At 54.9% G+C, this 13,283-nt stretch carries 9 protein-coding genes; 3 read left to right on the plus strand and 6 right to left on the minus strand.

Annotated elements, in window-relative coordinates:
* The first annotated feature begins 22 nt into the window (after positions 1-22).
* Positions 23-1,234 (plus strand): nucleoside monophosphate kinase, encoded by a 1,212-nt coding sequence (locus Pla52nx_RS16085; protein ID WP_146522684.1) that lies wholly within the window; start codon positions 23-25, stop codon positions 1,232-1,234.
* Positions 1,235-1,832: 598 nt separating this feature from the next.
* Here the strand turns inward: Pla52nx_RS16085 and Pla52nx_RS16090 are convergent.
* Together Pla52nx_RS16090 and Pla52nx_RS16095 are read right to left on the minus strand one after the other, a co-directional pair.
* A complete protein-coding gene (locus Pla52nx_RS16090; RefSeq protein WP_425289850.1) occupies positions 1,833-2,093 on the minus strand; it encodes a cold-shock protein in 261 nt (86 codons plus the stop codon).
* A 250-nt stretch (positions 2,094-2,343) separates the two neighbouring features.
* Positions 2,344-5,214 (minus strand): ATP-dependent DNA helicase RecQ, encoded by a 2,871-nt coding sequence (locus Pla52nx_RS16095; protein ID WP_231742501.1) that lies wholly within the window; start codon positions 5,212-5,214, stop codon positions 2,344-2,346.
* A gap of 529 nt (positions 5,215-5,743) precedes the next feature.
* Between Pla52nx_RS16095 and Pla52nx_RS16100 the strand changes: the two genes are divergently transcribed.
* Together Pla52nx_RS16100 and Pla52nx_RS16105 are read left to right on the plus strand one after the other, a co-directional pair.
* On the plus strand, positions 5,744-6,355 hold the full coding sequence (locus Pla52nx_RS16100; RefSeq protein ID WP_146522808.1) for a hypothetical protein: 612 nt from the start codon (positions 5,744-5,746) through the stop codon (positions 6,353-6,355).
* 97 nt (positions 6,356-6,452) lie between these two features.
* A complete protein-coding gene (locus Pla52nx_RS16105) occupies positions 6,453-7,196 on the plus strand; it encodes a hypothetical protein (protein ID WP_146522685.1) in 744 nt (247 codons plus the stop codon).
* A 674-nt stretch (positions 7,197-7,870) separates the two neighbouring features.
* Here the strand turns inward: Pla52nx_RS16105 and Pla52nx_RS16110 are convergent.
* The 4 genes from Pla52nx_RS16110 to Pla52nx_RS16125 are packed head-to-tail and all read right to left on the minus strand — an operon-like array spanning position 7,871 to position 13,281.
* Complete coding sequence (locus tag Pla52nx_RS16110) at positions 7,871-11,146, minus strand: hybrid sensor histidine kinase/response regulator (RefSeq protein ID WP_146522686.1); 3,276 nt, start codon at positions 11,144-11,146, stop codon at positions 7,871-7,873.
* Entirely contained in the window at positions 11,136-12,212 is a 1,077-nt protein-coding gene (locus Pla52nx_RS16115) for a hypothetical protein (protein WP_146522687.1), read from the minus strand. The genes Pla52nx_RS16110 and Pla52nx_RS16115 overlap by 11 nt, the downstream gene beginning before the upstream one ends.
* Positions 12,212-12,730: a hypothetical protein gene (locus tag Pla52nx_RS16120; RefSeq protein WP_146522688.1), complete on the minus strand. Its 519-nt coding sequence runs from the start codon at positions 12,728-12,730 to the stop codon at positions 12,212-12,214. The genes Pla52nx_RS16115 and Pla52nx_RS16120 overlap by 1 nt, the downstream gene beginning before the upstream one ends.
* Positions 12,727-13,281 (minus strand): response regulator, encoded by a 555-nt coding sequence (locus tag Pla52nx_RS16125; protein ID WP_146522689.1) that lies wholly within the window; start codon positions 13,279-13,281, stop codon positions 12,727-12,729. Before Pla52nx_RS16125 ends, Pla52nx_RS16120 begins: the two co-directional genes overlap by 4 nt.
* Positions 13,282-13,283 lie beyond the last annotated feature (2 nt).

Genomic DNA, 13,283 nt, shown 5'->3' on the forward strand with positions numbered 1-13,283 from the left:
TCATTCACTCTTGGATGGTGACGTGGATTCACAACTCAACAGCAATCGCAGTAACGCCGCCGGATCAGATGAGCTGGAGGTCAAAGACGCCCAGCTGATCTTTCACTCCGTCTGGAAAGATTTGGAGGAGAAACATGGACGGTTGAATCTGCGGTTTCCGACGGAGTTGATCTTGCTCGGTGGTGCCCCCGGCGCGGGCAAAGGCACCAACACGGACTTTATCCGTAAAGTTCGCGACATTGCCGCCGCGCCGATCGTGGTCAGTGCCTTGTTGGATACCCCCGAAGCCAAACGGATCAAGAGCATCGGTGGGATGGTGGGCGACCGAGAAGTATTGACGTTGGTGCTGAGCGAACTGCTCAAGCCCGCCTATCAAACCGGTGCGATCTTAGACGGTTTCCCCCGTACCAAAGTCCAGGTCGAGTGCCTCAAGATGCTGCACGACCGCATGAAAGCCTTGCGGCGGGAACTGCTGGACAGCCCTCACATGGCACAGATGAAACCGCCCGTGTTTCACATCATGGTGCTGTTCGTGGATGAAGCCGAAAGCATCAAGCGACAACTGGCTCGTGGTCGCCAAGTGATCGCGCACAACGAGGAAGTTGCACGAAGCGGGATCGGTGAGCTGTGGGAAGAACGCCCCACGGATTTCAACGAATCCTTGGCACGCAACCGATATCGGGTTTTCAAAGAAAAGACCTACGATGCGTTGGTCTCGCTGAAACAGCTCTTCCATTTCCATTTCATCAACGCACAAGAATCGTTGAAGAAAGTGCAGAAGAACATTCTGCAGGAGCTGGAGTACCAAAGCTCCTTGGAACTGGATCCGCGAACGTTTCATGCGATCGGCGGAATCCCGCTGGCAAGCGACATTGCCCAGCACGCGAGACGAGATCTTGTCAGTCGATTGGACGACTACGAACACGAGCACGGACCGCTGTTCCACAAAGTGATCGAGTTGATCGAAAGCAAGCTGGTCCCGATCGTGCTGCGACATGCGATTTCTGGACAAGCCATCATCAGCTCCGAAGACGAAATGCTGGACGATCCGTTGGCGTTGCAAATGCTGATCGACGTGTTTTCAGAACGAGGCTTTCACGCCGTGATCGACTTGCGACGCAGAGAGATCCCAGAACGGATCGATTTGCAGACCGGTGAAGTCACATGCCGGATTCAGAAGGTGTATCGAATCTCGATTCGATTCAAAGGCAGCGAAATTCGCCGCGGCGGTTGACCGCCCATCCTTCGCTCAGACGCAATCTCGTTTAACGACAAGCCGCAGGCGCAATCGTCGCCACCAACAGGATTGCCCCGCAGAATCCAACGTCGCTGACGCTTTGTGTTTCCAAGAACCAATGCGTCTCGCAAAGACGCACCTTCAACAGTTACGACTTAAGCTGGACTGCTCAAAGTTTGGTGTTGTGTCTTTTTGGGTTTTCGCAAGTTTCTGTCACCTCTCCCGGCGCAGCCGGTAGCCCCAGTGAGCCTCAGGCGCTAGCCGTGGGCCTGAGGCGGATTGTGGTGCCGGCCCACGGCTAGCGCCTGAGGCTCACTTTGATTGCGATGCATGGAACAAAAACATGGACTGAAAAAACAATGTCAATACCAAACGTTGAACAGTCCAGCCTGGAAAGGCCGACGCGTCTCAGAGCGAGAGCAAGAAGAGAAGTGCGGACACCATCCAATGGGATGGCGTCGCACATGAGAGCCTGACGCGACAGAGACAGTTTTACGGGCTCTGTAGTGGGGCGAGTAAATGGGAGGCAACGACTAGGGAAGCCTGGTGTGACAGCGTGCGTTCCTAAAAAAATGAGAACGCGGGCGACTGTCGATCAGTCTTCTTTGAGCTGAACGTTTTCGGCGCGAGGTCCCTTGGGGCCTTGGCCGACATCGTAAGTAACTTCCTGACCTTCGCGCAAGTCGTCGTAACGAACGCCTTGCAAAGCTGAGCTGTGAAAGAACATGTCCTTGTCACTGCCGCTCTCGATGAAACCAAATCCTTTGTCGGTCAATCGCTTGATCTTGCCTTCCATCCCGTAATTCTCCGCAACTTTTTCTTGAATCGAGTCTCGTGGTCGAAACCTGTAACGCACAAGTTCGTTTGACCACCAACATTCTCAGCGGTGGAGACCTCGTCATCTAACGGCAGGCAAGCCGCAAAACAAAAAGAACTCCGACGCAATTCAACAACACCACACACGGGTGATTGCCGATCTGCTACCGCTCTTGTCTGGCCGTAAACATACCCGAAATGCCCGTGTCAATGTTCGCGGGGAAGCTCGGATAGAATTTTTTGGGGAATTCTGGCGAATCCCATTGCTGGTGCCTGCGTATCGTTGTCCTTTAGTTTCGCGAAACGGATTCCAGGTGCTGATTCACCTGTGACTCGCTGATTCCTCGGATTCGGCACACTTCCTCGACGCTGTACCCATCGCGGATCAATCTCCAAGTCCAGTACTCGTCAGGCCTTACGACATCGTTGGCGGATTCAGGCCGCGACGGCGTGGAGGGCGAGTTGGCGTTTCCGCTGGCATCGGGCGGGTCAGCCCGCAGGACTTTCTTGGGGTCGTGGGCGGACTGGGACGAAGTCGTCTTGGTGGGTTCGGGCGCAGATTGCCCGGTTTCACATTGATGCTCCGCGATGACTTGCAAGATGTCGTAACCGAACTGCTCGATCGTCGCATCGCCCACCCCTGAGATCGCTTCCAACTGCCCCGTCGTTTGCGGTGCCGACTCCGCGATCCGGTCAATCGTCGCGTTGGTCAGCACACGAAATGCCGGAATTCCTTGTGCGGCGGCCGTCCGCCGACGCCAACGCTTGAGCGCCTCGGCCAATTCTTGTTGAAGCTTTTTGGCTGGTGGCAACAGTTTCTCCAAATCAACTGTCTTGAATTCCTGTCCACCAGGTCCCGCCAACGTTTCATCAATGACTTTGGCCGCATGTGCCGCCAAGTCACTGGAGTCAGAAGCGGGCTGGGAATCGCCGGGCATCGTCGAGGTCTCGGTCGTTTCGCTCGCAGATGTTTCGTTCTCAGCAGGCCGATCAGCGGACTCCACGTCGGCGGACTCCACGTCAGCGGACTCCACGCTCGCGGCAGCCATTGCCAAACGTTTGCCGAGTGCCAGTTTCAGCGTGAATGAAGCGGGCAGCGGATCGGTCATGTGCATTACCCGTTTTCCCGCTTCGCTGATCTCGACGGTCGGTCGCCTTTGGTCGACTTCGCGTTGTTCGACCAAGCCTGTTTGGATCAGCGCGTCGATGATCTCCACCACTTCGGTCTGTTTCAGTTTGGACAACATGCCGTAGGTGCTCAGTCGATCCAGCCTCCATTGCTGAATCCGTTTGTTCAGCGAACCGGAGAGCATTTGAGCGACCATGTTCTTGCCAAACCGGCCATGCATGCGTGTGACGCCGCTGAGTGTGACTCGGACACCGGTCAATAGTGCGTTGGGATCGACACCGATGCCGGACGATGCGTCGGCTGATTTTGCGTCGGCTCCACCGACGTCGCATCGGTCGCACATACCGCAGTTGCTGCTCTCGGGGTCGCCAAAGTAATCCAGAATGATGCGTTGTCGGCATCCACTCGTCCTGGCGAACCCAATCACGGCCTCCAGTTTGTCGTACTCGGCAGCCTTTCGCCGAGCGAGTTCGTCGAAGTCGATTTGCAGATTTTCGAAGGGGACGTCACGTTGGGTGAAATGAACGGCGCGGCCGCGAAAGGGCGGCACGTAATCGAACGCGTGCAGTCGACTGAGTTCACGAAGGTTGCGCATCAGCTTTTCACGATCGACATTGGCGAGGTCCATCAGACGTTTGGGACGCACAAAAACGTCTTCGCCACGTCGCTTGCCGATCACTTGTTGGACGGCGCTCATCACGCGGCGTCGCACTTTGGCTTCGCGAGGCAGGAAATCCAGCAATGTGGGCGCGTCGCTGTCGATTCGGATCAGGATCTGATTGTTGCTGCTGTCCAATCGTTTCAGCACGCCGGCCTTGGCCAACAGAGTTTGCGATGCGCCGATCGCTTCGCTACTGTCACTCGATTTGATCGCCGTCCGAACTTGCTCCAGCGTCAACTCGATCGGGTCCTCGGGTCTCGAGAGCAAGTACTCGTAGACCTTGCGAACCGTCTCGGGCGACGGGTAGCGATTTTCGATAAAGAACTCTTGGATGTAGCGATCTTGGTAAGAAAAGAACAACGCGCAATCGCTCAACTGTCCATCCCGTCCCGCGCGACCAGCTTCTTGATAATAGGCCTCCAGCGTTCCCGGCATCTGGAAGTGAGCGACGTATCGGATGTCGGATTTGTCGATGCCCATCCCGAACGCGTTGGTCGCGACGATCGCGGAAAGCTCGCCGGACATGAATTGTTCTTGAACCACGCGGCGATGTTGCGGTTCCATTCCCCCGTGATAGACACCGATGGGGCGACGCGTTTTTTCGGGCAACCATTCGCCCAGCTCTTCGCACATCTTGCGTGTGGCCGCGTAGATGATGCCTGCGCCTTCTTGAGCCTTGACGAATTCTGTGAGCTGGCGTTCTTTCTCCGAATCACTCTTGCTGTGCTTGACGGAGAAACGCAAATTCGTTCTGGCGAATCCGGTGACAAAAACGCGTGGATTGTCGAGCTCCAGTAGTCTGCAGACGTCTTCTCGGACCAGCGGGGTCGCGGTGGCGGTCAATGCGATCGTTTGGACGCCGCTGAGGTATCGCTTGCGAACTTGTCCCAGCCGTGAATAGTCCGGTCGAAAGTCGTGACCCCACTCGCTCACACAGTGAGCTTCGTCGACCGCCAGCAGAGACACGTTGCTCGCCGCAATGGCTTCCAGGAATCGACCGTTACGCAACCGCTCCGGTGCGACGTAGATCAAGTCCAACTCGCCACGTGCCATTGCCGACATCGCGTCTTCTTGTTCGCTCAAGCTCTGGGTGCTGTTGATCAGCCGCGCAGCGATGCCGATTCGTTCCAACGCGTCGACCTGATCCTTCATCAACGCGATCAAGGGAGAGATGACGATCGTTGTTCCCGGTCGCGCCAGGCTGGGTAACTGATAGCAGAGGCTCTTTCCGCCTCCTGTCGGCATCACGCACAAGACATCTTGGCCGGCCGCCAACGTGTCGACGACGTCTCGCTGTCCAGGTCGAAAATTTTTGAGTCCGAATCGTGGCAGCAGCGATTCGGGATCGACAGGCGAGAATTCCGTAGGCATTTGAGATTCCATGGGCCTCTGGCGTGACAACGGCTCGGTCGGATGAACAGATTGACCGGAAAGTGAGTCCTTGCTCATGGTCTGTCGCTCCAGCGGTTGCAGCGGTGAAAAGAGGCACGCGTGCGGTTTTGCGGCCAGCGTTCTGCCAAGTATAGGGGATTCGCCGAAGATTTCGATCGGTCGATTCAGCGGTCCGGAGCTCCGTGCAAATCCTGCAAATTCGACGGGCTCGGCCGGAAAGAGACATTTCAGTCGTCGTGGCTTCAACTCCGTGGGGCGGATGGTGGGGGTCGGATGGTGAGAACAGTGTTGTGCGTCTATAATTTGTCTGGAAAGCCGATCACCCGTACGGTTTCAGCAGAACCGTTTCCTACCGCTATTTTCTCAATCCGAGTCCATATTCATCGTGCGAAAATCACTCCATTTGTCGTCGGGTTGCGACTCGCTTGCTGACACAAGGCACTTTCTCTCTCGGTTCCGATTCGCCCGTGTTCTTACTTTTTTCTGTGTGTTCACTCTTGTTTGTATCATTTGCGCGACAAACTCGACGCAAGCCGCCGAACCTGACGCCGCTTTTGTGGATCATTTTGAACAGGGTACAGATCGGTGGGAGTTTTTGGACCCGGACACGTGGAAACTGGCTCAGCGAGATGGTTCCAACGTGATCGAGATCACAGATCGCGGCAGCAAATACAAACCGCCCGTCCGCAGTCCCGGCCACGTGGCGCTGGTCAAAGACCTGGAGTTGGAGAGTTTTGACATCACGTTTCGTGTCAAAAGCACCAAGGACACTGGCAATCACCGCGATTGCTGTGTGTTCTTTAACTACCAAGACGATCAACACTTTTATTACGTGCATTTGGGGGCCAAGCCCGATCCGCACAGCGGCCAGATCATGATCGTCAAAGAAGCGCCACGGTTGGCGCTGACCAAGAATGAAGCGTTGACACCTTGGGATGATCAATGGCACCGGGTCAAAGTCAGTCGGGACGCAAAATCCGGCATGATCGCGGTTTACTTTGACGACATGAGCAAACCCCACATGCAAGTGATCGACAAAACGTTTGGTAAAGGACGCATCGGCATCGGATCGTTTGACGATTTGAATGCTTTCGATGATGTCGAAATCACTGCGAGATAATCAACTCGTCCGTTCAACTGTGTGCTGTCTAATTCAATCGCAAACCAGACACACGCCAACCAAACCGCACGCCAGCAGAACCGAAGGAGTGTTGTGAATGAGTGACTACGGCGCTTTCAGCGATGATTACTACCTGAACATGAACCTAGCCACCGAAATGGAGCTGCCCCAGTCGCGCGAGTCGGTGTTGCACTATTTCGAGCAAGTCCGTCGTCGCTATCCCACCATGCAGAATTTTTACTCGCGAGAGAAATCCGAGTTTGTATTGGAGGAAGAAAAGGACCAGGGCGCCTACCGTTGGGTTTCGATTGAGCAAAAACGACTCAACAGCGGCGCGGTCAATCCAGAGACTTATGAATCGGCGGTGGATCAACATCGCATGGTGCTGGAGCTGATCCCCTACGAACTCTCGATCACGCCCTTGGACTGCGAATCGCTGAGCGTGATGCTGGGTTTCGATTTCAATTTTCGCGGCAACCACAACGAAGTGCTCGCCGAAGCGTTGGGGATGACACCGGCACTGGAAAAGTTTTCACAGAGTCCGTATTTTAAGTTGCTCTCGCACGAACCAATTCTACAGTTCGCGTTGGACGAGGATTGTCGCACTCAGTGCCGCGTCAGTTTTGAGTCACGCACGACGGCCTATCAAGTCCGTACGGGCGAGTACGGTGACGACCAGTTGAGCGTCTACTTGACCGTTCGTCGCTACGACAGCTTGGCCGCAGACGAATCCTTTGCCACCGAATTTGATCGGCTGTCGGCACTCTGCCGAGACCTCGTGGACGAGTATCTCGTCGGTAACGTTTTGAGGCCACTACAGCAAGCCATCTCGCTGAGATGAGCGAGTGACTCGTCAGCAAGTCCAATGCAAGTGTGAGCCGTGGGCCGTAAGGCACCGGGCAGTGCGCTAGCCAGGCAGTACGGTAGCCAGGCAGTACGCTAGGCTAAGCCTGGACTGCTCAAAATTTGGTATTGACTCGATGTTTCGGCGTTATTCTTTGGGCCGTTTCTCGTCCACTGTCACCTCCCCCAAGGAACTTGGGGGAGGTCGAGCAGAGCCGTTTAGGCGAATGCGAGGGAGGGGGCGATGCGCACTGGTTGGGCATTTGAACGCGGTTTGCACAGTGAATGCCCCCTCACGGATCTTGCTTCGCTCGATCCGACCTCCCTAAGCTGCGCCGGGAGAGGTGACAGAAACTTGCGGAGCGCCACATTGCCACAACCCCAAATTTGAACAGCCCAGCACTAGCCTGGACTGCTCAAAGTTTGGGGTTGACATTGTTTTTTCAGTCCGTGTTTTTGTTCCATGCATCGCAATCAAAGTGAGCCTCAGGCGCTAGCCGTGGCCGGTATCACAATCCGCCTCAGGCCCACGGCTAGCGCCTGAGGCTCACTGGGGGGCACCGGCTGCGCCGGCAGGTCGCGTCATCCGCTTAGATACGTTGAATTGTTGAGGATAGAATCCAAATTTCTCGCTAAGTACTTTGATTCCACCGCGTACTAAGCGGGACGCACCTAACCGTTCTCCGATCGGAGTGAAGCAAGCTGAGTGCGGAATTGACCCAGGATGTTCGTTGTCATGACATTGAGTTCCTGGATCTCAGCCTGTAGTTCGGTCGTTGTTGCCGTGGCCGCGTTAACCTCCAAGTGAGCGGCCGCGTCGACCACTGGTTGGATTTGAAAGATTGCTGCGTTGCTCTTGAGCGTATGCGCGCCACGCATCAGCCGAGTGCGATCATCGGCAGCCAAACCCGTTTCAATCTCAGTGATCAGCTTGGGGCATTCGTTGAGAAACAGCTCGACGAACTCACAAAACTGCGCATCGTTCCCGGGGATGCTTTTTCGAGCAAGTACCCAATCCACCTTGAAATTTTCGGTGGGAATCTGTGGCTGGGCTACGGGAGGTTCGGATTCGCCATTGCGTTTAATGATCGGCATATCATTCTCCTTTTGTCGGCGTCCAGAGAGCACGTTAGCAGGATACTCGGCCACGACCCGCAACAGTTCCGGAGCGCTGACCGGTTTGGAGATGTAAGCATCCATGCCGGCTTGCAAGCACTTTTCTTTGTCTCCCTTCATCGCGTTGGCCGTCATCGCGACAATGGGGATGTGCGTGTCGGTTTCGTGTTCGCGTTCCCGGATCAAACGCGTCGCTTCGTAGCCGTCCATTTCGGGCATCTGTATGTCCATCAGGATCAAGTCAAACGGTTCTTTTGCCGAGACCTCGACGGCTTGCAAGCCGTCTGCGGCTACTACGACTTCGTGCTTTTGCCACTCCAGGAATCCCAACGCGACGCGTTGATTGACCAGACTGTCCTCAACAAGCAGGACTCGGCGTGGCTCAATCTGATCGTCGGGAACGAATGTTCGCCTTGTCGGCAGCGTACGCTTGCCCGATTGGGCGGGCAAACGATTCACCTGTTCCATGATGGCATTGAGCAAATCAGACTGTTTCAGCGGTTTTGCCATATACCGACGGATACCCAAGCTTTTGCATCTCGCGGTATCTCCCTGACGCAATCCGGAGGAGACCATGATGATGGTGCAATTGGCAATCTCCTCGTGCTCTTGCACTTGCCTGGCAAATTCGAATCCATCCATTCCGGGCATCATGCAATCCAGCAGAACCAGCGAGAAAGGACGGTTTTCGTAAACGGCGCGATGCATCTCTGCTAAGCCGGATGGACCACTATCTGCCACCACGGGACGCATGTTCCAACTGTTCAACACTTCCTGCAAGATCTTGCGATTGGTGGAATTGTCGTCAACGATTAAAGCTGCGACATCACGTAGGCTTTCCAAATCGATGGAAAGTGGTTGCGGTGATGGATCGTGCACTGGCAAGCAGATGTTGAAATGGAACTGAGTGCCGACGCCGACCTCGCTTTCGACCCATATTCGACCGTTCATCAATCGTACCAATTCGGATGAGATGGCAAGTCCCAAACCGGTGCCTCCGTACTCTCGGGTGGTCGATGAGTCAGCTTGAGTGAACGCTTCAAAGACTTGGTCTTGCTTCTCCGGCGGGATCCCGATTCCTGTGTCGCGGACCATAAAGTGCAGTCGCACTTGGTCATCCGAAATCATTTCTGGTTCGACATTGACGACGACCTCGCCTGCGGTGGTGAATTTGATCGCATTGCCAATCAGATTCACCAAGATCTGTCGAATCCGATTCGGGTCGCCGATCAAGGTGTCGGGTATTTCCGGGGCGATTCGACAAGCCAGTTCCAGGCCTTTCTCCGATGCCCGCGACATCAACGTTTGGCCGGTAACCACAACGGTATCACGCAGGGGAAATGGAATATGCTCCATCTCCAACCGACCGGCTTCGATTTTAGAGAAATCAAGGATCTCATTGAGTAAACGCAGCAGTGAATCCGCCGAGTCTCGGACCATATTGAGGTAGTCACGCTGATCGCTCTTGAGTTTTGTGTTGGACAACAGTTCTGCCATGCCGATGATACCGTTCATCGGAGTGCGAATCTCGTGACTCATATTGGCCAGAAACTCGCTCTTGGTTTGATTTGCCAATTGTGCTTGATCACGAGCCTTTGCCAGGTCATTCAACGCTTTCTGCAATCGTTGACGCATCATGTTGAATGAGTGTGTCAATTGTCCCAGTTCGTCATTGCTCGTGATCTGGATGTCATCGTTAAATCGACCTGCGGCCAGTTCTTCCGTCGCCGTGGCTAGCAAGGAGATGGGAGCAGCCAATCTGGCGGCCGACCTTTGAGAAACAATCCAGGCGACGACCGCCATGAACGCGATCAGGGAGAGCAAGGCAAAGAAGGTCCACTGACTGATCGACTCCACCATTTCAGCTTCTCGGTCCATCAACCGCAGTTGTCGATCGGAAAGCGATTTGAGCAAACGAGTGGCGTTCCTCGATGCCGGAATGGCTTCTTCCGTCAGCACATGTTGAGCGACATTCCAATTCGACGAACGACGCACATTGATCGCCTCCTGACACAGCACCTGATAGACTTGGAACTCATCAATGATTGTCTTCAGGTGCCCTTGCTGCGTTGCCGACAGTGACTCGCGTTCATCCGTCAGTTCATCCAACTGGGATTGCGCATAGTCAATTTGCTTTCGGAACTCTCGTTCCTCGGCATCATTGGCCGTCTGCAAGAACGAAGCGATCGTGGTTCGCGAACGAGTGAACGTGAAACGAAAGTTGGCCAAGGGAATCAACTTCGCTTCATTGCTGTCTTCTGCGTTGCCCTTCTGTTCTTCGTCAAAAATACGCTGCATCGCGTTCATCAAATCGTCCATGACCGGGTCGACTTGCTTTTCGACTAGATATTTCGCGGGTTCATTCCCCGGCATCCAAGCGACGTCCTCGATCCACCATTGAGCATCGCGAAGATCTTCCAGCGCCCGCGTTGCTTCTTGAAACTCATCTCGAGTTTCCTTCGTCGTCCATTCCTGACTCAGTTCTTTCAATTTCGCCAATGACGGCAAGATCCTGTCGTTCCACGCTGCGTGTCGTTCGTCTCGAAATTGGGAATCGCCGACCAACATCCAGCCTCTCAATGCTGCCAGTGATTGCTGAACGCCGCTTAGCGTTTGAATGGACGCCTGTGCGGTTGGCGCTCGAAGTCGAGCGAGATGGAGCGCGCGATTGCGGAGCCAGTGGGTTGCGAACAGAGCCACCACGAGGATGACGATGCTGAATACGGCGACGATCAAGTGCGATCGTAGCAATCGACGACGAAGACTCGGACCCGAAAGCACACATGCGTCCGGATCGACCTGGCTCGATGACTCCGATTCGCTATCGGTCATCCGCTGGCCTCCCCGACGCGTTTGACGCCCGCTGCGCGTTCTGCCAACCGTCGGCCAGGTTTCCCGCTGCTACTTGCTCCAACAGCAATTGAAGCTGCTGCTGCAGAATTCCGGCACGCTGAAAAACCTTGGACGGTGTCTGAGGTCCCGGATCCACCGATTTTCGAGGAGGTTTTGCATCGGCGAGTTTTCCGTGTAGAAAAGCAACCTCCGAGACCAAGAGGGACGCGATGTCGTGTACATCACCTGGCACAGCCTGTTGAATCTCGTTTTCATCGATGGAGAGTTCCAGGATCGTCAGGCCAAGATGCACCTCGATCTGCCGAATGAGCTCAAAGCAATCGAGCAAGCGGCGGAAAACGTCTGGCGGGATCTTGCCGTCGATCAAGTCCGGCGTCGGCGGGAAACGTTCGACGCCTGGATACTGTGCCAGGATCCGCGCACAGTAACTGACCGCTAGATTCACTTGCTGAAACACGTCTCGCGGTGCATACGGTGTCTCCAACATCAAGTTCAACTGCCGATTGGCTTGGACAATGCTGCGAAAAACGTCCGTCGGTGTCCGCTCGGCCTCCCGTATTGGTTCCTTGCACTCTTGGGTGATCCCCAAGTGCGACTTGATTTTCAGGATCTGATGCAGCGATGCATCGATGACCTCCAAGACATCGGCGGGGCGGATCTCTCTTGGTGATTCGAACGTCATCCGAACCACATCGCGGGTCAGATCAAAGGAAAGGCGTTCCGACTTTCCAAACAACGTCAACGCTTGGAAGTAGACCTCTCGCGGCGCTGCCCCTGAAACCGAGATTTCGCTACGTTGCACCGCCTGACGATCCAGTCGTCCGCGGATCAGCTCCAACTCGCATCGATACAAGGACATTCGTGCATAACAATCAGGCGGCTCAATCTCTTTCTCGAATGCCCTTGTTGAGTCTTGCAAGCGTGCTGAGTCTCGTGGCAGGGCGATTCGGGGGATCATCGTCAGCGTTGCAACTCCGTAGATCATTCGCATGCATTGGCGACGATTAGGCCTATTCGCTGGGACGCTCTCCCGAAACCGATTCATCAGGTCGCCTCACTTTGGGATGGTCCCGGAACGTGTTCCCAGTCGTCGGGTTGTCGTCGAGAATCGACCAGCACACTCAAACCGGACGCAAGCAGCGTATTGTCGCTCTCTGGCATCTCACCGGCGACAACGTTCATGCCTGAGTCATCGTTCCAATCACTCAGGATGATGTAGGTCGCAGGTGGGCTGATCATCCATTGAACGAAGTGCTCCGCCAATCTGGTCGACAGTTCCGCGTCGGCATCAGGAAATGGACCGTTGGCGACAATCAAAAAATGGCAAGCCTTCATGTCTCTAGGAAAAAGGCGGTCACAGCCACGTTGCAGTGCACCGGCGAGTTGATGCCGGAGAAAGGAGACTTGACCATCGAACTCGGCATTACGGTACTCCGCAAGGCTCTCGGGATCGGATCGCAACAGTGGCACTGCGGTTCCATCCATTCGGATTCCACCGACGTGCCAATCCAAGGTCGCTGTGTCAATCAGGACGACCAAGAAAACAGGTTCACGGTGACTCATGACACTTGGTCCGTGATACGTTGCAGATTGGATTGCAGGGAGACGCACTGTTGCTTGAGTTGACTGGCCAACTCGGGATCGACGCGGTCGTTTTCGATCTGTTCCAGCAGAGTCAGAGAGTCGATCAGGTAGCCCTCAAGCTCTGCGTGCACACGATGTTGTGCCGCAATGGTTTCGTAGTGTTCGGCGGCTTCACGAAGCGCCTCCAGCAGGTCCTCCGGATCCCACGGCTTAGTGATGTATCGGTACAAACCGCCCGTATTGATGGCTTCTACCACCGAACGAATGTCTGCGTAGCCGGTGAAGATGATACGGATTGCCGAGGGATGGATATCGCGGACTTGGCTCATCAGTTCCACCCCGGTCATGGTGGGCATTCGCTGATCGGTCATCACGACCTGAATCGGATGCTCGTTCAGGATGTCTAATGCTTCCTTACCGCTTTGGGCCGTGTGAACTTGGAAATCTTTCCTGAGCAAGCCTGTCAAGGAGAACAACACGTCGGGTTCATCATCGACGATCAAGACGGCGGGTTTGGTTATTGATTCCATGA

Source organism: Stieleria varia (genome assembly GCF_038443385.1).
Classification (GTDB): Bacteria; Planctomycetota; Planctomycetia; order Pirellulales; family Pirellulaceae; genus Stieleria; species Stieleria varia.